The sequence below is a fragment of the Streptomyces sp. NPDC096079 genome (assembly GCF_040303145.1).
Classification (GTDB): Bacteria; Actinomycetota; Actinomycetes; order Streptomycetales; family Streptomycetaceae; genus Streptomyces.
On record NZ_JBEOST010000014.1, the window covers coordinates 86131 to 110289 of the forward strand.

The 24159-nt window shown below is 69.7% G+C and carries 27 protein-coding genes; 21 read left to right on the forward strand and 6 right to left on the reverse strand.

The genetic code is table 11. The features are described from left to right. The first annotated feature begins 127 nt into the window (after nt 1–127). From rpmE to ABTY59_RS25865, 17 genes are all read left to right on the forward strand, one after another. Nucleotides 128–346, forward strand: coding sequence for a 50S ribosomal protein L31 (rpmE, locus tag ABTY59_RS25785; RefSeq protein ID WP_030321069.1), 219 nt, complete (start codon nt 128–130; stop codon nt 344–346). A gap of 97 nt (nt 347–443) precedes the next feature. After that, the gene (prfA, locus tag ABTY59_RS25790) at nt 444–1520 is read left to right on the forward strand and encodes a peptide chain release factor 1 (protein WP_352021415.1); all 1077 of its coding nucleotides are present in this window, start codon (nt 444–446) and stop codon (nt 1518–1520) included. Nucleotides 1521–1560: 40 nt separating this feature from the next. Further along, a complete protein-coding gene (prmC, locus tag ABTY59_RS25795) occupies nt 1561–2406 on the forward strand; it encodes a peptide chain release factor N(5)-glutamine methyltransferase (RefSeq protein WP_352021416.1) in 846 nt (281 codons plus the stop codon). A 40-nt stretch (nt 2407–2446) separates the two neighbouring features. After that, nucleotides 2447–3094, forward strand: coding sequence for an L-threonylcarbamoyladenylate synthase (locus ABTY59_RS25800; protein WP_352021417.1), 648 nt, complete (start codon nt 2447–2449; stop codon nt 3092–3094). Beyond that, nucleotides 3091–3738 carry an arsenate reductase/protein-tyrosine-phosphatase family protein gene (locus tag ABTY59_RS25805; RefSeq protein ID WP_352021418.1) on the forward strand — a complete coding sequence of 216 codons (648 nt, stop codon included), beginning with the start codon at nt 3091–3093 and terminating at the stop codon, nt 3736–3738. The genes ABTY59_RS25800 and ABTY59_RS25805 overlap by 4 nt, the downstream gene beginning before the upstream one ends. Nucleotides 3739–3824: 86 nt before the next feature. Continuing rightward, complete coding sequence (gene glyA / locus ABTY59_RS25810) at nt 3825–5072, forward strand: serine hydroxymethyltransferase (protein WP_352021419.1); 1248 nt, start codon at nt 3825–3827, stop codon at nt 5070–5072. Between the two features lie 107 nt (nt 5073–5179). Beyond that, complete coding sequence (locus ABTY59_RS25815; protein ID WP_352021420.1) at nt 5180–6499, forward strand: MraY family glycosyltransferase; 1320 nt, start codon at nt 5180–5182, stop codon at nt 6497–6499. 265 nt (nt 6500–6764) lie between these two features. Continuing rightward, entirely contained in the window at nt 6765–7178 is a 414-nt protein-coding gene (locus ABTY59_RS25820) for a Cg1360 family ATP-synthase-associated protein (protein WP_352021421.1), read from the forward strand. A gap of 225 nt (nt 7179–7403) precedes the next feature. Next, complete coding sequence (gene atpB / locus ABTY59_RS25825) at nt 7404–8213, forward strand: F0F1 ATP synthase subunit A (protein ID WP_352021422.1); 810 nt, start codon at nt 7404–7406, stop codon at nt 8211–8213. 91 nt (nt 8214–8304) lie between these two features. Next, the gene (gene atpE / locus ABTY59_RS25830) at nt 8305–8562 is read left to right on the forward strand and encodes an ATP synthase F0 subunit C (protein WP_093874070.1); all 258 of its coding nucleotides are present in this window, start codon (nt 8305–8307) and stop codon (nt 8560–8562) included. Nucleotides 8563–8602: 40 nt separating this feature from the next. Further along, nucleotides 8603–9148 carry a F0F1 ATP synthase subunit B gene (locus tag ABTY59_RS25835; RefSeq protein WP_352021423.1) on the forward strand — a complete coding sequence of 182 codons (546 nt, stop codon included), beginning with the start codon at nt 8603–8605 and terminating at the stop codon, nt 9146–9148. Next, entirely contained in the window at nt 9145–9960 is an 816-nt protein-coding gene (locus ABTY59_RS25840; protein WP_352021424.1) for a F0F1 ATP synthase subunit delta, read from the forward strand. The genes ABTY59_RS25835 and ABTY59_RS25840 overlap by 4 nt, the downstream gene beginning before the upstream one ends. Before the next feature lie 152 nt (nt 9961–10112). After that, on the forward strand, nt 10113–11708 hold the full coding sequence (gene atpA / locus ABTY59_RS25845) for a F0F1 ATP synthase subunit alpha (RefSeq protein WP_352021425.1): 1596 nt from the start codon (nt 10113–10115) through the stop codon (nt 11706–11708). Between the two features lie 20 nt (nt 11709–11728). Beyond that, nucleotides 11729–12646 carry a F0F1 ATP synthase subunit gamma gene (locus ABTY59_RS25850; RefSeq protein ID WP_352021426.1) on the forward strand — a complete coding sequence of 306 codons (918 nt, stop codon included), beginning with the start codon at nt 11729–11731 and terminating at the stop codon, nt 12644–12646. Next, entirely contained in the window at nt 12646–14088 is a 1443-nt protein-coding gene (gene atpD, locus ABTY59_RS25855) for a F0F1 ATP synthase subunit beta (protein ID WP_189799850.1), read from the forward strand. The genes ABTY59_RS25850 and atpD overlap by 1 nt, the downstream gene beginning before the upstream one ends. A 112-nt stretch (nt 14089–14200) precedes the next feature. Then, nucleotides 14201–14575, forward strand: a complete 375-nt coding sequence (locus tag ABTY59_RS25860; RefSeq protein ID WP_189799849.1) for a F0F1 ATP synthase subunit epsilon — start codon at nt 14201–14203, stop codon at nt 14573–14575. 146 nt (nt 14576–14721) lie between these two features. Then, nucleotides 14722–15168 (forward strand): DUF2550 domain-containing protein, encoded by a 447-nt coding sequence (locus tag ABTY59_RS25865; RefSeq protein ID WP_026057636.1) that lies wholly within the window; start codon nt 14722–14724, stop codon nt 15166–15168. A 52-nt stretch (nt 15169–15220) separates the two neighbouring features. Here the strand turns inward: ABTY59_RS25865 and ABTY59_RS25870 are convergent, their stop codons facing one another. The 3 genes from ABTY59_RS25870 to ABTY59_RS25880 form a co-directional block, all read right to left on the reverse strand. Further along, nucleotides 15221–17068, reverse strand: a complete 1848-nt coding sequence (locus ABTY59_RS25870) for a glycosyl hydrolase family 18 protein (protein ID WP_469538025.1) — start codon at nt 17066–17068, stop codon at nt 15221–15223. A 123-nt stretch (nt 17069–17191) separates the two neighbouring features. Continuing rightward, the gene (locus ABTY59_RS25875) at nt 17192–17830 is read right to left on the reverse strand and encodes a response regulator (protein ID WP_352021427.1); all 639 of its coding nucleotides are present in this window, start codon (nt 17828–17830) and stop codon (nt 17192–17194) included. Next, nucleotides 17827–18984: a sensor histidine kinase gene (locus ABTY59_RS25880; protein WP_403542774.1), complete on the reverse strand. Its 1158-nt coding sequence runs from the start codon at nt 18982–18984 to the stop codon at nt 17827–17829. Before ABTY59_RS25880 ends, ABTY59_RS25875 begins: the two co-directional genes overlap by 4 nt. A gap of 186 nt (nt 18985–19170) precedes the next feature. On the opposite strand from ABTY59_RS25880, the gene ABTY59_RS25885 reads away from it, so the two are divergent. Then, nucleotides 19171–19794, forward strand: a complete 624-nt coding sequence (locus ABTY59_RS25885) for a hypothetical protein (RefSeq protein ID WP_352021429.1) — start codon at nt 19171–19173, stop codon at nt 19792–19794. Here the strand turns inward: ABTY59_RS25885 and ABTY59_RS25890 are convergent. From ABTY59_RS25890 to ABTY59_RS25900, 3 genes are read right to left on the reverse strand one after another with little or no spacing between them, the layout of a single operon-like run. After that, complete coding sequence (locus ABTY59_RS25890; RefSeq protein ID WP_352021430.1) at nt 19711–20283, reverse strand: cob(I)yrinic acid a,c-diamide adenosyltransferase; 573 nt, start codon at nt 20281–20283, stop codon at nt 19711–19713. The genes ABTY59_RS25885 and ABTY59_RS25890 overlap by 84 nt on opposite strands. A gap of 13 nt (nt 20284–20296) precedes the next feature. Further along, complete coding sequence (locus tag ABTY59_RS25895) at nt 20297–21046, reverse strand: ABC transporter permease (protein WP_352021431.1); 750 nt, start codon at nt 21044–21046, stop codon at nt 20297–20299. Between the two features lie 10 nt (nt 21047–21056). Next, nucleotides 21057–21830 carry an ABC transporter ATP-binding protein gene (locus ABTY59_RS25900; RefSeq protein WP_352021432.1) on the reverse strand — a complete coding sequence of 258 codons (774 nt, stop codon included), beginning with the start codon at nt 21828–21830 and terminating at the stop codon, nt 21057–21059. An 88-nt stretch (nt 21831–21918) separates the two neighbouring features. Here ABTY59_RS25900 and ABTY59_RS25905 point away from each other — a divergent pair, with 88 nt between their 5' ends. From ABTY59_RS25905 to ABTY59_RS25915, 3 genes are all read left to right on the forward strand, one after another. After that, on the forward strand, nt 21919–22557 hold the full coding sequence (locus tag ABTY59_RS25905) for a TetR/AcrR family transcriptional regulator (protein ID WP_352021433.1): 639 nt from the start codon (nt 21919–21921) through the stop codon (nt 22555–22557). A 139-nt stretch (nt 22558–22696) separates the two neighbouring features. Further along, nucleotides 22697–23545 carry a 3-hydroxyacyl-CoA dehydrogenase family protein gene (locus ABTY59_RS25910; protein ID WP_352021434.1) on the forward strand — a complete coding sequence of 283 codons (849 nt, stop codon included), beginning with the start codon at nt 22697–22699 and terminating at the stop codon, nt 23543–23545. A 127-nt stretch (nt 23546–23672) separates the two neighbouring features. Beyond that, nucleotides 23673–23996 carry an STAS domain-containing protein gene (locus ABTY59_RS25915; protein ID WP_030210572.1) on the forward strand — a complete coding sequence of 108 codons (324 nt, stop codon included), beginning with the start codon at nt 23673–23675 and terminating at the stop codon, nt 23994–23996. Nucleotides 23997–24159: the final 163 nt, after the last annotated feature.

Here is a 24159-nt window from a genome sequence, read left to right on the forward strand (position 1 = left end):
TACCTCCGGCCCCACCCCCGTTTTGGGAGATGCGGCCGGTCCTGGCAGACTGGTACGTCGGCCCCGGTTCACGCTGTCCGCAACACCGCGGCGGCGACCCGGAGCCCTCCCGAAACTAGGAGACACCTTGAAGCGCGAGATTCACCCCGAGTACGTCGAGACCCAGGTCAGCTGCACCTGCGGTGCGTCGTTCACCACCCGTAGCACCCTCACCGAGGGCACCATCCGTGCCGAGGTCTGCTCCGAGTGCCACCCGTTCTACACGGGCAAGCAGAAGATCCTCGACACCGGCGGCCGCGTGGCCCGCTTCGAGGCCCGCTTCGGCAAGGCCGGCTCCGCCAAGTAGCGAGCCCCTGCGCCGGTCCTCGGCCGCCCCGCGCGGGTGGCCGGGACCGGCGCTTTGCCGTCCCCGTAGCAACTGACGAAAACCCCAGGAGCCCCCGATGTTCGAGGCGGTCGAGGACCTGGTCGGCGAGCACGCCGACCTCGAGACGAAGCTCGCGGACCCTTCGGTCCACGCCGATCAGGCGAACGCGCGCAAGCTCAACAAGCGCTACGCCGAGCTGACCCCGATCGTCGCCACCTACCGCTCCTGGAAGCAGACCGGTGACGACATCGAGACGGCCCGCGAGCTGATGCACGACGACCCCGACTTCGCGGCCGAGGTCAAGGAGCTGGAGAAGCAGCGCGAGGAGCTCACCGACAAGCTCCGCCTGCTCCTCGTTCCGCGTGACCCCAGCGACGACAAGGACGTCATCCTGGAGATCAAGGCGGGAGCCGGCGGCGACGAGTCCGCCCTCTTCGCCGGCGACCTCCTCCGGATGTACCTGCGGTACGCCGAGCGCGTCGGCTGGAAGACCGAGATCATCGACGCCACCGAGTCCGAGCTCGGCGGCTACAAGGACGTCCAGGTCGCCGTGAAGACCAAGGGCGGCAACGGCGCCACCGAGCCCGGCCAGGGCGTCTGGGCACGGCTCAAGTACGAGGGCGGGGTGCACCGCGTCCAGCGCGTGCCCGCCACCGAGTCCGCCGGCCGCATCCACACCTCCGCCGCCGGCGTGCTCGTCACGCCCGAGGCCGAGGAGGTCGACGTCGAGATCCACGCCAACGACCTGCGCATCGACGTCTACCGCTCGTCCGGCCCCGGCGGCCAGTCGGTCAACACCACCGACTCCGCGGTCCGCATCACCCACCTGCCGACCGGCATCGTCGCCTCCTGCCAGAACGAGAAGAGCCAGCTCCAGAACAAGGAGCAGGCCATGCGCATCCTGCGCTCCCGGCTCCTCGCCGCCGCCCAGGAGAAGGCCGAGGCCGAGGCCGCGGACGCGCGCCGCAGCCAGGTCCGCACCGTCGACCGGTCCGAGAAGATCCGTACGTACAACTTCCCGGAGAACCGGATCTCCGACCACCGCGTCGGCTTCAAGGCGTACAACCTGGACCAGGTGCTCGACGGCGACCTGGACACCATGATCCAGGCCTGCGTCGACGCCGACTCGGCGGCGAAGCTCGCCGCAGCGTAAGGCCCCCCTCAAGCCCCACCCCGCACCACGGAGGACCAGCGTGAACCTGCTGCTTGCCGAGGTGGCCCAGGCCACCCAGCGGCTGGCCGACGCCGGCGTTCCCTCACCGCGTTTCGACGCCGAGGAGCTCGCCGCGTTCGTGCACGGCGTCAAGCGGGGGGAGCTGCACAACGTCAAGGACGCGGACTTCGACGCCCGCTACTGGGAGACCGTCGCCCGCCGCGAGGCACGCGAGCCGCTCCAGCACATCACTGGACGTGCGTTCTTCCGCTATCTGGAGCTCCAGGTGGGGCCCGGCGTGTTCGTGCCCCGCCCGGAGACCGAGTCGGTCGTCGGGTGGGCCATAGACGCCGTACGCGCCATGGACGTCGTCGAACCGCTCATCGTCGACCTGTGCACCGGCTCCGGGGCCATCGCCCTCGCCATGGCCCAGGAGGTGCCGCGCTCGCGCGTGCACGCCGTCGAGCTCTCCGACGACGCCCTCGTGTGGACCCGGAAGAACGCCGAGGGATCCCGCGTCACCGTCCACCAGGGCGACGCGCTCACCGCGCTCCCCGAGCTGGACGGCCAGGTCGACCTGGTCATCTCCAACCCGCCGTACATCCCGCTCACCGAGTGGGAGTACGTGGCGCCCGAGGCCCGCGACCACGATCCGGAGATGGCCCTCTTCTCCGGCGAGGACGGCCTCGACACCATCCGCGGCATCGAGCGCACCGCCCACCGGCTGCTGCGCCCCGGCGGCCTCGTCGTCATCGAGCACGCGGACACCCAGGGCGGACAGGTGCCGTGGATCTTCAACGAGGAGGCCGGCTGGGCGGACGCCGCCGACCACCCGGACCTGAACAACCGGCCGCGCTTCGCGACCGCCCGCAAGGCGATGCCATGACCGCCATGACGAACCACGCGTACGAGGAGGCCGGGAACTGATGGCACGGCGATACGACTGCAACGAGGCGACCGATCGCGTGACCGGTCTGCGCGAGGCCGCGTCCGCCGTCCGCCGGGGCGAGCTGGTCGTGCTGCCCACCGACACCGTGTACGGGATCGGGGCGGACGCCTTCAGCAGCGAGGCCGTCGGGGACCTGCTCACCGCCAAGGGCAGCGGCCGCAACGTGCCCACGCCCGTGTTCATCGGCTCCCCGAACACCCTCCACGGGCTCGTCACCGACTTCTCGGAGCAGGCCTGGGAGCTCGTCGACGCCTTCTGGCCCGGCCCGCTGACCCTCGTCGCCCGGCACCAGCCGTCGCTGCAGTGGGACCTCGGCGACAGCCGGGGGACCGTCGCCATCCGGATGCCGCTGCACCCCGTCGCCATCGAACTGCTCACCGAGGTCGGCCCGATGGCCGTCACCTCGGCCAACCTCACCGGCCACCCGGCGCCGGAGGACTGCGACGCGGCGCAGGGCATGCTCGGCGACTCCGTCTCCGTCTACCTCGACGGCGGCCCGATCCCCGGCCTCGTCCCCTCGTCCATCGTGGACGTCACGGGCAAGGTGCCGGTGCTGCTGCGCGAGGGCGCGCTGTCCCCGGAGGAACTCCGGAAGGTCGTACCCGACCTCGAGGTGGCCAGTTGACCGCCCCTGAGGGGCGTGGCATAGCGGGGTACGAAGACAGTGACACCTTCCGCATCCTCCACGTCAGCACCGGCAACGTCTGCCGCTCGCCGATCACCGAGCGGCTGACCCGCCATGCCCTGAGCGACCGCCTCGGCGACCCCCTCGGCGGCGGCCTGATCGTGGAGAGCGCGGGCACCTGGGGCCACGAGGGCGCCCCCATGGAGGCCAACGCGGAGCTGGTCCTCGCCGACTTCGGCGCGGACTACAGCGGCTTCGTCGGCCGCGAGCTCCTCGACGAGCACGTCATCCGCGCCGACCTCGTCCTGACGGCGACCCGCGACCACCGCGCGCAGGTCATCTCGATGGGCCACTCGGCGGGCCTGCGCACCTTCACGCTGAAGGAGTTCACCCGCCTGGTCCGCGCGATCGACCCGGCCACGCTCCCGGACCCGCGCGACGAGGGCATGGTGGAACGCGCCCGCGCCCTGGTCCGCGCGGCCGCGGCTCTACGCGGGTGGCTCCTGGCCCCGTCGGTGGACGCGGACGAGGTGAACGACCCGTACGGAGCCCCGATCACCTTCTTCCGCTCGATCGGCGACGAGATCAACCAGGCGCTGGACCCGGTGGTCACGGCCCTGACGGGGGTCAGCGCGCGGCGTTGAGGGTTCTGCGCGTCAGCGAGAGGCGCCCACACCCCCGGGCGCGGCTCTGACAGGCGGGGGTGCGGGGGCGCGCCTACATTGGTGCCATGCCGGTCACCGCGCCCCCCGATGAGGAACTCGACGTCCTGCGCCGGCAGGACCCCGAGGTCGCCGACGTGCTGCTCGGTGAGGCGCGGCGGCAGGCCGACAGTCTGCAGCTGATCGCCGCCGAGAACTTCACCTCGCCCGCGGTGCTCGCCGCGCTCGGTTCGCCGCTCGCCAACAAGTACGCCGAGGGCTACCCCGGCGCCCGTCACCACGGCGGCTGCGAGTACGCCGACGCCGTCGAACGGATCGCCGTCGAGCGGGCCACCGCGCTCTTCGGAGCCGACCACGCGAACGTACAGGCACACTCGGGCTCCTCGGCCGTCCTGGCGGCGTACGCGGCCCTTCTCAGGCCCGGTGACACGGTTCTGGCCATGGGCCTCGGGCACGGCGGGCACCTCACGCACGGTTCGCCCGCCAATTTCTCCGGGCGGTGGTTCGACTTCGTGCCGTACGGCGTCGACGCCGAGACGGGGCTCGTCGACTACGAGCAGGTCGCCGCGCTCGCCCGGCACCACCGGCCGAAGGCGATCGTCTGCGGTTCGATCTCCTACCCGCGCCACCTCGACTACGCGATCTACCGGGAGATCGCCGACGAGGTCGGCGCGTATCTGATCGCCGACGCCGCCCATCCCATCGGCCTCGTCGCCGGGGGAGCGGCCCCCAGCCCCGTCCCGTACGCCGACGTGGTCTGCGCCACCACGCACAAGGTGCTGCGCGGGCCGCGCGGCGGAATGATCCTGTGCGGCGAGGAGCTCGCGGACCGGATCGACCGCGCGGTGTTCCCGTTCACCCAGGGCGGCGCCCAGATGCACACGATCGCGGCGAAGGCGGTGGCGTTCGGCGAGGCGTCCACCCCGGCGTTCACCGCGTACGCCCATCAGGTGGTCGAACACGCGAGCGTCCTCGCCGCCGCCCTCGCCGCGGAGGGCTTCGCGCTGACCACCGGCGGGACGGACACGCACCTCATCACGGCCGACCCCGCGCCGCTGGGCGTCGACGGCCGCACGGCCCGCGCCCGGCTCGCCGCCGCCGGGATGGTCCTCGACACCTGTGCGCTGCCGTACGGGGAGAGCCGCGGGATCCGGCTCGGCACCGCCGCCGTCACCACCCAGGGCATGGGCTCACCGGAGATGGCGAGAATTGCCGCACTGTTCACCGTCGCGTTGCGGGACGACCCCGGGGAAACGGCCCGGGTACGCGCGGAAGTACGGGAGCTGACCTCCCGATTTCCCCCGTATGGGCCCTGACGGAAGTCCGCGCGCAACCGTTCCGGCGGCCGGTGTGTCTCCAAGCACATGGACGGCACGGCTAGGGTGTGGGGCTGAGATGGCCAGCGATTCCTGTGGGGCAGCCCGTGCGTGATTACCTGCTGACGCTCTGTGTCACGGCCGCGGTGACCTATCTGCTCACCGGTCCGGTGCGGAAGTTCGCCATCGCGACCGGCGCGATGCCGGAGATCCGCGCCCGCGACGTGCACCGAGAACCGACACCGCGGCTCGGTGGCATCGCCATGTTCTTCGGGCTGTGCGCGGGACTCCTCGTCGCCGACCACCTGCAGAACCTGAACAGCGTCTTCGAGCAGTCCAACGAGCCGCGCGCGCTGCTCTCGGGCGCCGCGCTGATCTGGCTGATCGGCGTCCTCGACGACAAGTTCGAGCTGGACGCGCTCATCAAGCTGGGCGCGCAGATGATCTCGGCGGGTGTGATGGTCGCCCAGGGTCTGACGATCCTGTGGCTGCCGATCCCCGGAGTCGGCACGGTCGCCCTCACGCCCTGGCAGGGCACGCTCCTCACGGTCGCCCTGGTGGTCCTCACCATCAACGCCGTGAACTTCGTCGACGGCCTCGACGGCCTCGCCGCCGGCATGGTCTGCATCGCCGCCGCGGCCTTCTTCCTGTACGCGTACCGCCTCTGGTACGGCTACACGATCGAGGCGGCCGCCCCCGCGACCCTGTTCGCCGCCATCCTCATGGGCATGTGCCTGGGCTTCCTGCCGCACAACATGCACCCGGCGCGGATCTTCATGGGCGACTCGGGCTCGATGCTGATCGGCCTGATCCTCGCGGCCTCCGCCATCTCCATCACCGGTCAGGTCGACCCGGACGCGCTGAAGATCTTCGAGGGCTCGACCCGGCAGGCCACGCACGCCGCCCTGCCCGTCTTCATCCCGCTCGTGCTGCCGCTGACGATCATCGCGATCCCGATGGCCGACCTGGTGCTCGCGATCGTGCGCCGTACGTGGAAGGGCCAGTCGCCGTTCGCGGCCGACCGCGGGCACCTGCACCACCGGCTCCTGGAGATCGGGCACTCGCACAGCCGCGCGGTGCTGATCATGTACTTCTGGTCGGCGCTCATCGCCTTCGGCACGCTGGCCTACTCCGTCCACTCGACCTCGATGTGGATCGTCCTCGGGGTCGTCGCGCTGAGCGCGATCGGTCTGGTGCTGCTCCTGCTGCCGCGGTTCACGCCGCGCGCTCCCCGCTGGGCCCAGTCCGTGGTCCCGCCCCGCTACCGGCGCCGCAAGCCGGCCGCCGTCCCGGCCGCCGTGGCCGCCGGGGCCGGGGAGCCGGCCGAGGAGGAGCGGGAGCCCGTGCCCGCCGGGGTCAACGGGGCGACCGCCATCGGTCACCGCTCGCGCTTCTCCGACCGGAGTAAGGCCGGGGCGCGCGGTTGACGAAAGCCCCATCCGGGGTCAATAGCAGACAAGGTGCCTCGCTGTCGCGCACACACGCGCAGGGTCACTCTCATGTGTGACTGTTGGCACACCTTATGGGTAAAGACCTATTCAAATAGTTTGTGATACGGTTCACGAGACCCGGCGACAGTGCCGAAAGACCGTAGTGCGACGGTCTGTTGGCCCCGAGACCCACCTCGGACCGGGCTTACGCTCGTCCATGACGACACCATCGCCCCCTCCAAGAGCAAGCGGAGACACCGCCATGCCGTCGAACGACGCACGCATCCTTCTGCACACCGCCGTACCCACCGCAGCCGTCGGCGCCGTCGCCACGGTCATCAGCGGGGTGGTCGCCGGTGGCAAGGGTGCGCTCGGTGCCGTCGTCGGCACCCTGGTGGTCCTCCTCTTCATGGGGATCGGGCAGCTGGTTCTCCAGCGCACGGCGAAATCGCTTCCGCACCTCTTCCAGGCCATGGGGCTGATGCTCTACACGGCCCAGCTGCTGGTGCTCTTCATCTTCCTGGCCTTGCTCAAGAACACGACGCTGTTCGACTTCAAGGCCTTCGCCTTCACGCTGCTCGCGACGACCGTGGTGTGGGTCGCCGCACAGGCCCGGGCCTACATGAAGGCCAAGATCACGTACATCGACCCCGGAAACTCGGGGCCGAAGTCGTGAAGGGTAGGGCCGGGATAAAGCCGCGTTCGGCTTCCTGCTATCGTCCGGTGCCAACTGCGGCACTGCGGACGCGGGCATCCGAAACGGCGCCTGTCCCAGCGAGAGGCTCGATGCCGAACCGCCGCCCCCTTATCCGTAAGACCAGTCCAGTGCCGACCCGCGGCTGCGCGCCGCGCCGACACAACGAGGTTGCCGTACCTATGCGCCACGCTGAAGGAGCCCGCGGTGAGTGCTGACCAGACGCTTGCCTTCGACCCGGATTGCCACATCTTCAGTGGATGTGGCTTCCCGGCGCCGGGCCTGCACACGTTCATGTACGAGCCCATCGCCACGGTGGCCGGCATCGACATCACCAAGCCGATGCTGCTCGCCGTCCTCGGCTCCATCGTGGTCGTCGGGTTCTTCTGGGCCGCCTTCAACAAGCCCAAGCTGATCCCCGGCAAGATGCAGATGGTCGGCGAGGCCGGTTACGACTTCGTGCGCCGCGGCATCGTCTACGAGATCATCGGCAAGAAGGACGGCGAGAAGTACGTCCCCTTCATGGTGTCGCTGTTCTTCTTCGTCTGGATCATGAACCTCTGGTCGATCATTCCGCTCGCCCAGTTCCCGGTCACCTCGCTGATCGCCTTCCCGGCGGGTCTCGCGCTGATCGTGTACGTCATGTGGATCTCGCTCACCTTCAAGAAGCACGGCTTCGTGGGCGGCTGGAAGAACATCGTCGGCTACGACAAGTCCCTCGGTGCCATCCTCCCGATGGTCGTCGTCCTCGAGTTCTTCTCGAACCTCCTCATCCGGCCCTTCACGCACGCGGTGCGACTGTTCGCGAACATGTTCGCCGGTCACCTGCTGATCGTGATGTTCTCGCTGGCCACCTGGTACCTCATGAACGGCCTCGGCTTCGTCTACGCCGGCGCCTCGTTCGTGATGGTCCTCGTGATGACCGCCTTCGAGCTCTTCATCCAGGCCGTCCAGGCGTACGTCTTCGTCCTCCTGGCCTGCAGCTACGTCCAGGGCGCGCTCTCCGAGCACCACTGAGCCGTCACGGCCCCGTAGCTCCACCCCCGAAACCATCAGTCGTCCGGTGGCCAACCCCCACCGGGTCATTGAAAGAGAAGGAAGTAACGGCATGTCCGCTGCTCTCGACATGGTCAACCTCGCCGCCGGCGCCAAGGAGAACGTCGTCGGCAACGTCGCCTCGATCGGTTACGGCCTCGCCGCGATCGGCCCCGGCGTCGGCGTCGGCATCATCTTCGGTAACGGTACGCAGGCGCTCGCCCGCCAGCCCGAAGCTGCCGGTCTGATCCGCACCAACCAGATCATGGGCTTCGCGTTCTGTGAGGCGCTCGCCCTCATCGGCATCGTCATGGGCTTCGTCTACCAGTAAGCCGGACCGACTGCCCGATTCTTTTACGGAAGGCACTGATGTGAACGCGCTTCTTCTTGCGCAGGCGGAGGAGCCCCAGCCTCCTCTGATCCCGCATCTCGACGAGCTCGTCATCGGCCTGATCGCCTTCGTCATCGTCTTCGGCTTCCTCGCCAAGAAGCTCCTCCCGAACATCAACAAGGTTCTGGAAGAGCGTCGCGAGGCCATCGAGGGTGGCATCGAGAAGGCCGAGTCGGCCCAGATCGAGGCTCAGAGTGTGCTGGAGCAGTACAAGGCCCAGCTCGCCGAGGCCCGCCACGAGGCCGCGCGTCTTCGCCAGGAGGCGACGGAGCAGGGCACCGCGATCATCCAGGAGATGAAGGCGGAAGGCCAGCGCCAGCGCGAGGAGATCATCGCGGCCGGCCACACGCAGATCGAGGCCGACCGCAAGGCCGCGTCCGCGTCGCTGCGTCAGGACGTGGGCAAGCTCGCCACCGACCTGGCCGGCAAGCTGGTCGGCGAGTCCCTTGAGGACACCGCCCGCCAGAGCCGCACCATCGACCGCTTCCTCGACGAGCTCGAGGAGAAGGCCGAGGCTGTCCGATGAACGGAGCGAGCCGCGAGGCACTGTCCGCCGCCCGTGAGTCCCTCGACGCGCTGACCGACAACACGCCGGTCGACGCGACGAAGCTCGCGGACGAGCTGGCCGCAGTCACCGTGCTGCTCGACCGCGAGGTGTCGCTGCGCCGGGTCCTGACCGACCCCGCCCAGTCGGGTGAGGCCAAGGCCGAGCTCGCGCAGCGACTCCTGCGCGGACAGGTGGGCGGCGAGACCGTCGACCTGGTCTCGGGCATGGTCCGCTCCCGCTGGTCGCGCTCGCGTGACCTGGTCGACGCGGCCGAGGAGCTGGCGAACACCGCCGACCTCACCGCGGCGCAGAAGGCGGGCGCCCTCGACGACGTCGAGGACGAGCTGTTCCGGTTCGGCCGGATCGTGTCCTCCAGCAACGAGCTGCGCTCGGCGCTGACGGACAAGGCCGCCACGGCCACCGCCAAGGGCACGCTGCTGCGCAGCCTGCTCGGCGGCAAGGCCCACGCGACCACCGAGCGTCTGGTCGTCCGTCTGGTGACCCAGCCCCGGGGACGTAGCCTGGAAGCGGGACTCGAGTCCCTGTCCAAGCTCGCCGCGGCGCGCCGGGACCGGATGGTCGCCGTCGTCACCTCGGCCGTGCCGCTCTCGGACCGGCAGAAGCAGCGCCTCGGTGGCGCACTGGCGAAGCTGTACGGCCGCGAGATGCACCTGAACCTGGACGTGGACCCCGCGGTCCTCGGCGGGATCACCGTGCGCGTCGGCGACGAGGTCATCGACGGTTCCATCGCGGAGCGCCTCGGCGAGGCGACCCGTCGACTGGCCGGCTGACGGCAGCGACCACAGCAGCACACAGGCAGTACAGCAACACAGCATCACCAGCGGCCCGGTTGGGCCGTGCAGAGATTGCAGAAGATTCCTGGGGGTCGGCCCCCAGACCCCTTAAGAAACTTCGGGCCCAACAAGGAGAGCAGGGAACCCAGATGGCGGAGCTCACGATCCGGCCGGAGGAGATCCGGGACGCACTGGAGAACTTCGTCCAGTCGTACCAGCCGGACGCGGCCTCGCGCGAGGAGGTCGGCACGGTCAGCCTGGCCGGTGACGGTATCGCGAAGGTCGAGGGTCTTCCCTCGGCCATGGCGAACGAGCTGCTGAAGTTCGAGGACGGGACCCTCGGTCTCGCGCTGAACCTCGAAGAGCGCGAGATCGGTGCGATCGTCCTCGGCGAGTTCAGCGGTATCGAGGAGGGACAGTCGGTGCAGCGCACCGGCGAGGTCCTCTCCGTCGGTGTCGGTGAGGGATACCTGGGTCGCGTCGTCGACCCGCTCGGCAACCCGATCGACGGTCTCGGCGAGATCGCGACCGAGGGCCGCCGCGCCCTCGAGCTGCAGGCCCCGGGCGTTATGGCCCGTAAGTCGGTGCACGAGCCGATGGAGACCGGCTACAAGGCCGTCGACGCCATGACGCCGGTCGGCCGTGGTCAGCGTCAGCTGATCATCGGTGACCGTCAGACCGGCAAGACCGCGCTGTGCGTCGACACGATCATCAACCAGCGCGACAACTGGCGCTCGGGCGACGTGAACAAGCAGGTCCGCTGCATCTACGTCGCCGTCGGCCAGAAGGGCTCGACCATCGCGTCCGTTCGCGGCGCCCTGGAAGAGGCCGGTGCGCTCGAGTACACGACGATCGTCGCCGCCCCGGCGTCCGACCCGGCCGGCTTCAAGTACCTGGCGCCGTACACCGGTTCCGCCATCGGTCAGCACTGGATGTACCAGGGCAAGCACGTCCTGATCGTCTTCGACGACCTGTCGAAGCAGGCCGACGCCTACCGCGCCGTGTCGCTTCTGCTGCGCCGCCCGCCGGGCCGTGAGGCCTACCCGGGTGACGTCTTCTACCTGCACTCCCGTCTCCTCGAGCGCTGCGCGAAGCTCTCGGACGAGCTGGGTGCCGGTTCGATGACCGGTCTGCCGATCGTCGAGACGAAGGCCAACGACGTCTCCGCGTTCATCCCGACCAACGTCATCTCCATCACCGACGGCCAGTGCTTCCTGGAGTCCGACCTGTTCAACGCCGGCCAGCGCCCGGCCCTGAACGTCGGTATCTCGGTCTCCCGAGTCGGTGGCTCCGCCCAGCACCCGGCCATGAAGCAGATCGCCGGCCGCCTCCGCGTGGACCTCGCCCAGTTCCGTGAGCTGGAGGCCTTCGCGGCCTTCGGTTCCGACCTGGACGCGGCCTCGAAGGCGCAGCTGGAGCGTGGTCAGCGCATGGTCGAGCTGCTCAAGCAGGCTCAGTACCAGCCGATGCCCACGGAGAACCAGGTCGTCTCGGTCTGGGCCGGCACCACGGGCAAGATGGACGACGTCCCGGTCGCCGACATCCGTCGCTTCGAGGCCGAGCTCCTGGCGTACCTGCGCCAGAACCACTCCGGTCTCATGACCTCCATCCGTGAGGGCAAGAAGATGTCGAACGACACCCTGACGGCCGTCGCCGACGCCATCGCGGAGTTCAAGCAGCAGTTCGAGACCTCTGACGGCAAGCTGCTCGGCGCGGACGCCCCCGCCGTCAACGTCTCGAAGTGACGACGGAAGGGACCTGACTCATGGGAGCGCAGCTCCGGGTCTACAAGCGTCGCATCAAATCCGTCACCGCGACGAAGAAGATCACCAAGGCGATGGAGATGATCGCCGCCTCGCGTGTCGTCAAGGCGCAGCGCAAGGTGCAGGCGTCCACTCCGTACGCGACCGAGCTCACGCGCGCGGTCACGGCGGTGGCGACGGGTGCGAACGACAAGCACCCGCTGACCACCGAGGCGGAGAACCCGAGCCGTGCCGCGGTCCTGCTCCTTTCGAGCGACCGCGGTCTGGCCGGTGCCTTCAACTCCAACGCCATCAAGGCGGTGGAGAAGCTCATCGCGAAGCTGGAGGGCGAGGGCCGCGCGGTCGACATCTATGTCGTCGGCCGCCGTGGTGTCGCGCACTTCAACTTCCGTGAGCGGAAGCTGAGCGACACGTGGACCGGCTTCACGGACGAGCCCACGTACGCGGACGCCAAGAAGATCGCGGCACCGCTGATCGAGGCGATCGAGAAGGACACGGCCGAGGGTGGTGTGGACGAGCTCCACATCGTCTACACCGAGTTCGTCTCGATGATGACCCAGACGGCGGTCGAGGCCCGGCTGCTGCCCCTCAGCCTCGACGAGGTGGCGAAGGAGGCCGGCGAGCCGGACACTCTCCGCCCGCTGTACGACTTCGAGCCGTCGGCGGAGGACGTCCTCGACGCCCTGCTGCCGCGCTACGTCGAGAGCCGGATCTACAACGCGCTGCTCCAGTCGGCTGCCTCCAAGCACGCCGCCACGCGCCGCGCGATGAAGTCGGCCACCGACAACGCGGGAGACTTGATCAACAACCTCTCCCGACTTGCCAACGCGGCCCGCCAGGCCGAAATCACCCAGGAAATCAGCGAGATCGTCGGTGGCACCGCAGCCCTGGCCGACGCGACCGCGGGGAGTGACAAGTAATGACGACCACTGTTGAGACGGCCGCCGCCACGGGCCGCGTCGCCCGGGTCATCGGCCCGGTCGTCGACGTGGAGTTCCCCGTCGACGCGATGCCGGAGATCTACAACGCCCTGCACGTCGAGGTCGCCGACCCGGCCGAGGAGGGCAAGCTCAAGACGCTGACCCTCGAGGTCGCGCAGCACCTCGGTGACGGCATCGTCCGTACCATCTCGATGCAGCCCACCGACGGTCTGGTCCGCCAGGCCCCCGTGGTCGACACCGGCGACGGCATCACCGTCCCCGTCGGTGACGTCACCAAGGGTCGCGTGTTCAACACGCTGGGCCAGATCCTGAACGAGCCCGAGGCCGAGGCCGAGGTCGGCGAGCGCTGGTCCATCCACCGCAAGGCCCCGGCGTTCGCGGACCTCGAGTCGAAGACCGAGATGTTCGAGACCGGCCTCAAGGTCGTCGACCTTCTCACCCCGTACGTCAAGGGTGGAAAGATCGGTCTGTTCGGTGGCGCCGGTGTCGGCAAGACCGTTCTGATCCAGGAAATGATCATGCGTGTGGCCAAGCTGCACGAGGGCGTTTCCGTCTTCGCCGGCGTCGGCGAGCGCACCCGTGAGGGCAACGACCTCATCGCGGAAATGGAAGAGTCCGGCGTTCTGGACAAGACCGCGCTGGTCTTCGGCCAGATGGACGAGCCCCCGGGCACCCGTCTCCGCGTCGCCCTCGCCGGTCTGACCATGGCGGAGTACTTCCGCGATGTGCAGAAGCAGGACGTGCTGTTCTTCATCGACAACATCTTCCGCTTCACGCAGGCCGGTTCCGAGGTCTCGACCCTGCTCGGCCGCATGCCCTCCGCGGTGGGTTACCAGCCGAACCTGGCCGACGAGATGGGTCTCCTCCAGGAGCGCATCACCTCGACCCGTGGTCACTCGATCACCTCGATGCAGGCGATCTACGTCCCCGCGGACGACCTGACCGACCCGGCCCCGGCCACCACCTTCGCCCACCTCGACGCGACGACGGTTCTCTCCCGTCCGATCTCCGAGAAGGGCATCTACCCGGCCGTGGACCCGCTGGACTCCACGTCCCGGATCCTGGACCCGCGCTACATCGCGCAGGACCACTACGACGCCGCCACGCGCGTCAAGGGAATCCTGCAGAAGTACAAGGACCTCCAGGACATCATCGCGATCCTCGGTATCGACGAGCTGAGCGAGGAGGACAAGCTCGTTGTCCACCGCGCCCGCCGTGTCGAGCGCTTCCTGTCCCAGAACACCCACGCGGCGAAGCAGTTCACCGGTGTGGACGGTTCGGACGTTCCGCTCGACGAGTCGATCGCCGCGTTCAACGCGATCTGCGACGGTGAGTTCGACCACTTCCCGGAGCAGGCGTTCTTCATGTGCGGTGGCCTTGAGGACCTCAAGAACAACGCCAAGGAGCTCGGCGTCTCCTGAGCCCCGTGCTCGCCCGAGAGGGGCGGGATCCGTCCCGCCCCTCTCACCACGCCCACTAGAATTGACCCCAACACCCGGCACGACCGCCGGGTGGTGACCCGAGGAGCCACCCTTGGCTGCTGAGCTGCACGTCGAGCTGGTCGCCGCGGACCGGAGTGTCTGGTCCGGCGAGGCCACCCTGGTCATCGCGCGTACCACCTCCGGCGACATCGGCGTCATGCCCGGCCACCAGCCGCTGCTCGGTGTGCTGGAGTCGGGCCCGGTGACCATCCGTACGAGCGAGGGCGCGACCGTCGTCGCCGCCGTCCACGGAGGATTCATCTCGTTCGCCGACGACAAGCTGTCTCTGCTCGCGGAGATCTGCGAGCTGGCGGACGAGATCGACGCCCAGCGCGCCGAGCGCGCGCTGGAGCGTGCGAAGACGGACTCCGACGCCGCCGCCGAGCGGCGCGCCGAGGTCCGGCTGCGCGCGGTATCGGTCCGCTAGCGGACCGCGCCGAGCAGGAGTGCCCTCAGCCGCGGCACGATCCGGAATTTTCCGGACCGTGTCGCGGCTGAGGCGATGCAGATGCAGGTTGTATTCGGTTCTGCCGGCCGTGCCGGCTACGGGACGCAGCGAGGAGGTCGGTGAAGATGTTCCTCGCTCTGCTCGTGTGCGGCCTGGTCGTCGCACTGGTGGTGATCGGGCTCTTCGTCTTCGGCTTGCGCCGGAGACTGATCCAGCGCGCCGGCGGCACCTTCGACTGCTCGCTGCGCTGGGACGTCCCCGACGAGCCGGATCCGACCGGCAAGGGCTGGGTGTACGGCGTCGCCCGCTACAGCGGTGACGAGATCGCCTGGTTCCGTGTCTTCTCGTACGCGCCCCGCCCGCGCCGGGTCCTGGAGCGCTCGTCCATCGTGGCCCTGGAGCGCCGGATGCCGGAGGGCGAGGAGGAGCTCGCGCTGCTCTCCGACGCCGTGATCCAGCCCTGTATGTACGAGGGCGTCCGCCTGGAGCTCGCGATGAGCGAGGACGCCCGGACGGGTTTCATGGCCTGGCTGGAGGCGGCGCCTCCCGGCCAGCGAGTCAATGTCGCGTAGGACGTGAAGAAGCGGGGACGGCGTGCTGCGCCGTCCCCGCTTCTCGTTCTCGCTAGTTCAGGCCGGTGTTGATGGCGCCGACCAGCTCGCCGTTGGTGGTGTCACCGCTGAACTCCCAGAAGAACGCTCCGCCGAGGCCCTGGTTCTTGGCCCAGCTCATCTTCGAGTTCACGGTGGCGGGGGTGTCGTAGCTCCACCAGTTGGTGCCGCAGTGGGCGTACGCGGTGCCCGCGACGGTGCCGTTGGCCGGGCAGGAGTTCTTGAGGACCTTGTAGTCCTCGATGCCCTGCTCGTACGTGCCCTGCGCGGGGCCGGTCGCCGTGCCGCCGGGAGCGGACTGGGTGACGCCGGTCCAGCCGCGGCCGTAGAAGCCGATGCCGAGCAGCAGCTTGTTGGCGGGGACGCCCTTCGCCTTGAACTTGGCGATCGCCTCGGCCGAGTTGAAGCCGGCCTGCGGGATGCCGGCGTACGAGGTGAGCGGGGAGTGCGGGGCCGTCGGACCCTGCGCCGCCCAGGCACCGAAGAAGTCGTACGTCATGACGTTGAACCAGTTCATGTACTGCGCGGCGCCCGCGTAGTCGGCGGCGTCGATCTTGCCGCCGGTGGAGGCGTCGGCCGTGACGGCGGCGGTGACCAGGTTGTTGGCGCCGAACTTGGCGCGCATGGCCTGCATCATGTTCTTGAAGGAGGCCGCGCCGCTGGTGTCGCAGGACAGGCCGCAGGCGTTGGGGTACTCCCAGTCCAGGTCGATGCCGTCGAAGACGTCGGCCCAGCGCGGGTCCTCCACCAGGTCGTAGCAGGACTGGGCGAAGGCGGTCGGGTTCTGGACGGCCTGGCCGAAGCCGCCGGACCAGGTCCAGCCGCCGAAGGACCACAGGATCTTGATGTTCGGGTAGGCCTTCTTCAGCTTGCGGAGCTGGTTGAAGTTGCCGCGGAGCGGCTGGTCCCAGGTGTCGGCGACGCCGTCGACGGACTGGTCGGCGGTGTAGGCCTTGTCGTAGTCGGCGTAGGAGTCGCCGATGGTGCACTTGCCGCCGGTGACGTTGCCGAAGGCGTAGTTGATGTGGGTGATCTTGGACGCGGAGCCCGAGGTCACGATGTTCTTCACGTGGTAGTTGCGCCCGTAGACGCCCCAGTTGGTGAAGTAGCCCATCTTCACGGCGTTCGGGAGGGGCTGGCCGCCGCCTCCGCCCGTGGTGCGGACGGCGACCGGTCCGGCGGCGGGGCCGGTCTGGTCGATGGTGTCGCGGGCCACGACCGTGTACGCGTAGTCGGTGCCGGCGGTGAGGCCGTTGTCCGTGAAGGTGAGGGCGGTGGTGGTGGTCACCTTGGTGCCGTCGCGCAGGACGTCGTAGTTCTTGACGCCCTTGTCGTCGGTGGCGGCGGTCCAGGTGAGCTTCGCCGAGGTGTCGCCGATGTTCGAGGCGACCGGGGTGCCGGGGGCCGAGGGCGGGTTGTCGCCCGGCTGGGTGGTGCCGTCGCAGGCGGCGCCGTTGATCTTACAGCCGCTGGGTGCGCCGGATCCGGTGCCGTTGTAGCCGAAGGAGACGGAGGCGCCGGGGGCGAGGGTGCCGTTCCAGCCGACGTTCTTGGCGGTCCAGTGGGTGCCGGAGCTGGTGACGGACGCGTCCCAGGCGGAGGTGACGGCGGTGCCGGAGGGGTAGTCCCACTCGACGGTCCAGGAGCTGATGGTGGTGGTGCCGGTGTTCTTGATGGTCCAGTTGGCGCCGAAGCCGGTGCCCCAGTCCTGGGTCTTGGTGTAGGTCGCGGTGGCCGAGGTGGCGGCCTCGGCGGGGGAGGCGAGGCCGACCATGGCGGCCAGGGGCAGGATCAGGGCGGTCAGTCCGGCGGCGGTCCGGTGTCTGAACCCTGCTCTGCGCGTCGGTGCTTGAGTGCTCAACGGTGCTCCTCAAGTTGCGGACGGACAAGGTGGGGGTGGTCCGTGAAGATGCGCGCGCCCCGCGAGCGTAGGAAGGTCTGGACCAATCGTCAAGAGGTCCAGACCATCGTCGGCAAAGTTCTTCTAAACCCCCAACTCCTGTGCCAGTACGGCGGCTTGGACCCTGCTGCGCAGTTCCAGCTTCCCCAGCACCTTGCTGACGTGTGTCTTCACCGTCGCCTCCGCCATGTCCAGACGCCCCGCGATCTCCGCGTTCGACAGGCCGAGTCCGAGCGCCGACAGCACCTCGCGCTCCCGGGGCGTCAGCCGCTCCAGCACGGCCGAGTCCGCCGCCGGGCGCCTCGGGGCCGCGAACTCCGCGATCAGCCGCCGCGTCACCGCCGGTGCGATCAGCCCCTCCCCGCGCCCCACCGTCCGCACCGCCGTGATCAGGTCCTTCGCGTCCGTGTCCTTCAGGAGGAAGCCCGAGGCCCCGGCCCGCAGCGCCCCGAAGACGTACTCGTCCAGGTCGAACGTCGTCAGGACGAGCACGTCGGCGAGCCCCTCCGACACCACCAGACGAGTCGCCGTCACCCCGTCCATCCGGGGCATCTGCACATCCATCAGGACCAGGTCGGGGCGCAGTTCCCGGGCCAGCTCCACCGCCTTCTCGCCGTCCGCGGCCTCGCCGACCACCTCGATGTCCGGCGCGCTGCCCAGGATCAGCACGAGCCCCGCCCGTACCGCCGACTGGTCCTCGGCCACGACCACCCGGATCGTCATGCGTTCCCCGCCTTCTCGTCGGCGGGCAGCACGGCCCGCACCTGCCACAGCTCTCCCGCGGCCGCCGCGCGGAACTCCCCGCCGAGCAGTTCCGCGCGCTCCCGCATCCCCACCAGGCCCGAGCCCGTCCCGGGGGCCGACGGGCCCGGCCGCTTCCCGCACGGCGAGTCGACGGCCACGGTCAGGACCCCGTCCCGGCGGCCGACCCGTACGGTGACCGTACCGGGGGAGGCGTGCTTGACCGCGTTGGTCAGCGACTCCTGCACGATCCGGTACGCGGCCAGCTCCACCGGCGCCGGCAGCGCGGCGCCGTCCGCGGGCCGGGTGTCCTCCAGGACGAACACGAGGCCGCCGGACGAGCCGTTCGTCCGGGCCCGGGCGATCAGGCCGTCGAGCGCGTCGAGGCTCGGAACCGCGCCCGGCTCCGCGTCCCCGCTGCTGTCCCGCAGCAGTCCGATGAGCCGTCGCATCTCGGTGAGTCCGGCGACGCTGTTCTCCCGGATCACGGTCAGGGCCCGCCGGGTGGTGGCCGCGTCGTCGAGGGAGAGCGCGGCCGTCGAGTGGATCGCGATCGCCGAGAGGTGGTTCGCGACCATGTCGTGCAGCTCGCGCGCCATCCGGGCGCGCTCGGCCACCACCGCCTGCGCCCGGTCCATCTCGGCGAGCAGCGCGGTCTGTTCGGCCCGCAGCCGGGCGGCGTCCGCCGCCTCGCGGTGGTTGCGGACGACCGCGCCCGTGATCGCGGGGAGGAAGGAGATCATGCCGGTGAGCACCCCGATGAGGAGCGCGAAGGCGTTCTGCCACCAGACGAGGAAGACCGCGGTCACCGCGACCGTGATCAGACCGGTCGTGTACGGGATGCGGCGCGCGGAGGCCGGCGAGCCGTAGACGACGGACGCGTAGACCACGTCCGTGAACATCAGGACCGTCGCCAGGTTCCCGTTGGTGAACTGGTCGGCGACGATCGCGAGGGTGCCGACGACCAGCGCGGTACGGGGGGCGGCGCGGCGCACGGCCTCCGCGCCGGCCATCACGGTCAGCGGGATCAGTGTCGCCCAGCGCTGCCCGAAGACGTGGTCGCCCGACACGTACAGCCCGAACCACCACAGGATCACGCCGCCGACGAGACCGGTGGCGGCGATGAACAGGTCCATGCGGTGCGGGCGGGGGAGTGTCACGTCCTCATCCAACACGCACGCGCGCGCGGGTACCTCCTCGTCCCGGCCGATCCGCGGGTCCGTCTCCCTCCGTCGAAGGATGTAGACGCACTTCGTCAACGGCGACGACGAACCGGGCCCGCTCCCACGGGACGCTGAAGGGGAACCGAAAGGGGAACCGCCGTGATCGTCACGCTGATCGTGCTCTGCGAGGTCGGCTTCTGGGTGCTGCTCGCCGCCGGCCTCGCCACCCGCTACCTCCTGAAGATGCCCCGTACGGGTATGGCGCTGCTGCTGTGCGAGCCGCTCCTGGAGGTCCTGCTCCTCGTCGTCACCGCGATCGACCTCAAGAACGGCGCCGACCCCAGCTGGAAGCACGGCCTCGCCGCGCTGTACATCGGATACACCGTCGGGCACGGCCACCGCACCGTGAAGTGGCTCGACGGCCATGCCGCCCACCGCCTCGCCGGCGGCCCGCCGCCGCCGAAGCCCCCCAAGTACGGGATGGCGCGCGCCCGCCACGAGGGCGCGATCTGGCTCGGCACGCTGGTCGGCGCTGCGGTTGCCGGCGGCCTGCTGCTCCTGGCCATGTGGTACGTCGGTGACGGCGGGAACACCGACAGCCTGCGGAGCTGGATGTACGCCGCGTGGCGGGCCGTCGGCATCCACGGCCTGATCGCGCTCAGCTACCTCGTCTGGCAGAAGAAGGACCCGGGCGCCGGGTCAGCGGTCGCCGCCCGGGACCCAGAGGACGTCCCCGACCTCCTTGTTCGCCGTCCTGGCAAGGATGAAGAGCAGGTCCGATAGCCGGTTGAGGTAGGTGGCGGTCAGGGCGTTCATCGTCTCGCCGTGCACCTCGAGGGCCGCCCAGGTGGAGCGCTCCGCCCGCCGGACCACCGTGCACGCCTGGTGCAGCAGGGCCGCACCGGGCGTGCCGCCCGGCAGGATGAAGGAGCGCAGCTTGTCGAGCCGCTCAAGGAAGCGGTCGCAGTCGGCCTCCAGCTTGTCGACGTAGGCCTGCTCGACGCGGAGCGGCGGGTACTCGGGGTTCTCCACCACCGGGGTGCAGAGGTCCGCGCCCACGTCGAAGAGGTCGTTCTGGATGCGGGTGAGGACCTGGACGAGCTCCTCGTCGAGCCGGCCGAGGGCGATGGCCGTCCCGATGGAGGCGTTGGCCTCGTTGGCGTCGGCGTAGGCCGAGATCCGCAGGTCCGTCTTGGCGGTCCTGCTCATGTCGCCGAGAGCCGTGGTGCCCTTGTCGCCGGTGCGGGTGTAGATGCGCGTCAGATTGACCATGGGCCCAGCCTAGTTACGCTCCGGCGCTCCGGAACGTGCGTGTGCCGACCGTCACGGCGAGCCCCGTCAGTCCGAGGGCGACGAGCACCCCGTACAGCATGGTCGGCGTCGTGTAGTGGCCGACGTACGCCTCCCTGACCGCGTCCACCAGATAGCGGAACGGCATCAGGTGCGAGACCACGTCGAGCCAGCCGGGGGCGAGGGCCATCGGCAGCATCAGGCCGGAGAGCAGCATCGCCGGCATCGCGAGCGTGTTGATCGCGGGCCCGAACTCCTGCGGGGTGCGCAGCTTCAGGGCCAGTGCGTACGAGAGCGAGGCGAGCGCGGCGGAGAGCAGGGCGACGAAGCAGAAGCCGACGAGGATCCCGGCGACCGGTGCCCGCAGGCCCATCGGGATCGCCACCAGGACGAGCAGGACGGCCTGGAAGACGAAGAGGGCGGCGTCCCGCAGCACCCGGCCGAGGAGCAGGGCGAGCCGGCTGACCGGGGTGACCCGCATCCGGTCGAACACGCCCCAGCCCTTCTCCATGATGATCGAGAAGCCGGCGAACGAGGCGCCGAAGAGACCGAGCTGGAGCAGCAGGCCGGGGACGAGGATCTGCCAGGAGTCGCCCTCGCGGCCCAGCGGGAGGCCGGTGAGCAGCGGGCCGAAGAAGAGCAGGTAGAGCAGCGGCATGAGGGCGCCGAAGAAGATCTGGAACGGGGACCGCAGGGTCTGGCGGGCGTAGCGCCCGAAGACGAGCGCGGTGTCACGGAGCAGCATCACGGGTCTCCTAGACCGCTACGGGGGTGGTGTCGACGGGGGCGGGGCCACGGCCGGTGACGGCGAGGAAGGCGTCCTGGAGGGTGGTCACGCCGTGCGCGGCCTTGAGGCCGGCGGGGCTGTCCTCGGCGACGACCGTGCCCTTGTCCACGATCACGAGCCGGTCGGCGAGGGCGTCGGCCTCGTCGAGGTAGTGCGTGGTGAGGACGACGGTGGTGCCGTGCTCGTCGCGCAGCCGCCGCACCAGGGCCCACAGGTCGGCGCGGCTGCCGGGGTCGAGGCCGGTCGTCGGTTCGTCGAGGAAGAGGACCTCCGGGCGGTGGGTGAGCCCCATCGCGAGGTCGAGCCGGCGGCGCTGGCCGCCGGAGAGGGCCGGGGTCCTCCGGTCGAGGAGGTCGGTGAGGCCGAGGTCGGCCGCGAGTTCCTCGGCGCGGGCCGTCGCGGTGGCCCGGTCCAGGCCGTAGAGCCTGCCCTGCAGGACGAGCTCGGAGCGGACGGTCTCCTGGGGGTCGAGGCCGCCGTCCTGGGCGACGTACCCGATGCGCCGGCGTACGGCGGCGGGGTCCCGGACGAGGTCGTGGCCGGCGATGGTGGCGGCGCCGGCGGTGGGCGGCAGGAGCGTGGTGAGCATGCGGAGCGTGGTGGTCTTGCCGGCTCCGTTGGGGCCGAGGAGTCCGAGGATCTCGCCGGGCCCGACGGTCAGGTCGATGCCTCGGACGGCCTCCACGGGGCCGTTCCTGGTCGAGAAGGTCCGGGCGAGCCCGGCCGTGCTGATGATGGGCATGGCGACTACAAAAACAGAGTCACTGAAATTTTGCAACGTCACCAAAAATGCAGGGGTGGCGAAATTTCAGGGAGTCTAGGATGAGGCCATGGCCGAGGGACTCAGGGAACGCAAGAAGCGCGAGACGAAGCAGCGGATCTCGGACATCGCGACCGGACTCTTCCTGGAGCACGGCTTCGTGAGCGTGACCGTCGCGGACGTCGCCGAGGCGGCGGACGTCTCCGTCAACACCGTCTACAACTACTTCCCCGCCAAGGAGGACCTGTTCCTCGACCGGCTGGACGGGGTCACCCAGCGCCTCGCCCGCATGATCCGCGGCCGCGACCGGGGCGAGTCCGCCGCCCAGGCCGTCCTGCGGGAGCTGCGCCAGGACATCGGGGCCGTCTCCCCCGCGTACGGACTCATGGACGGCTTCGACGCCTTCATGAACGTCATCGAGCACGCGCCCACCCTGAAGGCGCGCCTCTTCCACCTGCGGGACCAGGTCCACGAGGCCGTCGTGACCACCCTGCGCGAGCAGACCGGGGCGGCCGCCGACGACCCGCTGCCGCTGCTCGTCGGCGGCCAGCTCGCCTGGATCGAGAACACCGTCGTCGGCTACATCACCGGCGAGATGACCGCCGGACGCAAGGCGACCACCGTCTCCCGCGAAGCCCTCGTCCTCCTCGACGAGATCGAGGAGCTGCTCAGCGAGAAGGTCCTGACGTACGCGGTGCGCGAGGACTGAGGCGCCCGAAGGGGTGTCGCGAGTGTGACGTCCGTCAAAGAGGGCGTGACGCGCGTTACTTCGCGGTCACATGGCGCCCCGTGACCGCTAATCTCCGCCGGAGAGCCAGAAGTGAACAGGTGTAGAGGGGTGGAAGATCGTGGCCAGGAAGCTCGCCGTCATCGGGGCCGGACTCATGGGATCCGGCATCGCGCAGGTCTCGGCACAGGCGGGCTGGGACGTCGTCCTGCGTGACGTCACCGACGCCGCCCTGACCCGCGGCACCGACGGCATCAAGGCGTCGTACGACAAGTTCGTCGCCAAGGGCAAGCTCACCGCGGAGGAAGCCGCGGCCGCGCTCGGCCGGATCACCGCCACCACCGAACTCGACGCCGTCGGCGACGCGGACGTCGTCGTCGAGGCCGTCTTCGAGAACCTCGACGTCAAGCACGAGATCTTCCGCTCGCTCGACAAGATCGCCAAGGACGGCGCCGTCCTCGCCTCCAACACCTCCGCGATCCCGATCACCAAGATCGCCGCGGTGACCGGGCGCCCCGAGGCCGTCGTCGGCGTCCACTTCTTCTCGCCGGTCCCGATGATGCAGCTCGTCGAGCTCGTCCGCGGCTACAAGACCAGCGACGAGACCCTCGCCACCGCCCGCGCGTTCGCCGAGTCCGTCGGCAAGACCTGCATCGTCGTCAACCGCGACGTCGCCGGCTTCGTCACCACCCGCCTCATCTCGGCCCTCGTCGTCGAGGCCGCCAAGCTCCACGAGTCGGGCGTCGCCACCGCCGAGGACATCGACATCGCCTGCAAGCTCGGCTTCGGCCACGCCATGGGCCCGCTCGCCACCGCCGACCTCACCGGCATCGACATCCTGGTGAACGCCGCCAACAACATCTACACCGAGTCCCAGGACGAGAAGTTCGCGCCGCCGGAGGCGATGCGCCGGATGGTGGACGCCGGTGACATCGGCCGCAAGAGCGGGCAGGGCTTCTACAAGTACTGAGCCGGACCCGCCACCCCGCCCTCACTCCGTGGGGTGAATTCCGGTACCGGTTCGCTGACAAGGCGCAACGTATCTGCCAGTGCGGCAGTCAGTTGTTGCGAAGACGGAGCACTCTCGGGGAGCGCATATGCACATCAGGGGCGACCACGTCGAGCTGGTCGTCGGGGGCCGCCTCGACGTCCGCAGCGCGGCGGACGCCCGTACGGTCCTGCACTCGGCCGTCGACGACGGAGTCGGCGACCTGGTGCTCGACCTGACCGGCCTCGACTCCTGGGACGCGACCGGACTCGGCGTCATCATGGGCGCCCACCGGAGGGCCGGCCGCTGCGGCCGGCGCCTCGTCCTGCGCGGGGTGCCGCCCCAGATGCAGCGGCTCCTCGTCGCCACCCGACTGCACCGCATCCTCGCCATCGAGGGCGGCCTCGCCCTGGAGTCCCTGCCCCGCGTGTGACCCGGCCGGGCCCCCGCGGCAGCGGAGCAGCCGGGTGAACCAGGCGTCACGCGCAATCCTCACAAGACCGTGACGTCTTGGTCTCGGGAGCACCCCGGCTGTTCCCGAGCGTCCGGCCACGGTCTAGGGTTCGGTCGCCCGCACCATGACGGACCCGCCTGCC

Excerpts from the sequence above, each read along its gene's own strand:
- ABTY59_RS25905 (WP_352021433.1), top strand. The coding sequence starts at position 21,919 with ATGGCCGAGGGACTCAGGGAACGCAAGAAGCGCGAGACGAAGCAGCGG.
- atpA (WP_352021425.1), top strand. The coding sequence starts at position 10,113 with ATGGCGGAGCTCACGATCCGGCCGGAGGAGATCCGGGACGCACTGGAG.
- ABTY59_RS25865 (WP_026057636.1), top strand. The coding sequence starts at position 14,722 with ATGTTCCTCGCTCTGCTCGTGTGCGGCCTGGTCGTCGCACTGGTGGTG.
- ABTY59_RS25900 (WP_352021432.1), bottom strand. The coding sequence starts at position 21,830 with ATGCCCATCATCAGCACGGCCGGGCTCGCCCGGACCTTCTCGACCAGG.
- ABTY59_RS25895 (WP_352021431.1), bottom strand. The coding sequence starts at position 21,046 with ATGCTGCTCCGTGACACCGCGCTCGTCTTCGGGCGCTACGCCCGCCAG.
- ABTY59_RS25880 (WP_403542774.1), bottom strand. The coding sequence starts at position 18,984 with ATGGACCTGTTCATCGCCGCCACCGGTCTCGTCGGCGGCGTGATCCTG.
- glyA (WP_352021419.1), top strand. The coding sequence starts at position 3,825 with ATGCCGGTCACCGCGCCCCCCGATGAGGAACTCGACGTCCTGCGCCGG.
- ABTY59_RS25875 (WP_352021427.1), bottom strand. The coding sequence starts at position 17,830 with ATGACGATCCGGGTGGTCGTGGCCGAGGACCAGTCGGCGGTACGGGCG.
- atpE (WP_093874070.1), top strand. The coding sequence starts at position 8,305 with ATGTCCGCTGCTCTCGACATGGTCAACCTCGCCGCCGGCGCCAAGGAG.
- ABTY59_RS25800 (WP_352021417.1), top strand. The coding sequence starts at position 2,447 with ATGGCACGGCGATACGACTGCAACGAGGCGACCGATCGCGTGACCGGT.
- ABTY59_RS25820 (WP_352021421.1), top strand. The coding sequence starts at position 6,765 with ATGCCGTCGAACGACGCACGCATCCTTCTGCACACCGCCGTACCCACC.
- ABTY59_RS25890 (WP_352021430.1), bottom strand. The coding sequence starts at position 20,283 with ATGGTCAATCTGACGCGCATCTACACCCGCACCGGCGACAAGGGCACC.
- ABTY59_RS25915 (WP_030210572.1), top strand. The coding sequence starts at position 23,673 with ATGCACATCAGGGGCGACCACGTCGAGCTGGTCGTCGGGGGCCGCCTC.
- ABTY59_RS25850 (WP_352021426.1), top strand. The coding sequence starts at position 11,729 with ATGGGAGCGCAGCTCCGGGTCTACAAGCGTCGCATCAAATCCGTCACC.
- ABTY59_RS25840 (WP_352021424.1), top strand. The coding sequence starts at position 9,145 with ATGAACGGAGCGAGCCGCGAGGCACTGTCCGCCGCCCGTGAGTCCCTC.
- atpD (WP_189799850.1), top strand. The coding sequence starts at position 12,646 with ATGACGACCACTGTTGAGACGGCCGCCGCCACGGGCCGCGTCGCCCGG.
- prfA (WP_352021415.1), top strand. The coding sequence starts at position 444 with ATGTTCGAGGCGGTCGAGGACCTGGTCGGCGAGCACGCCGACCTCGAG.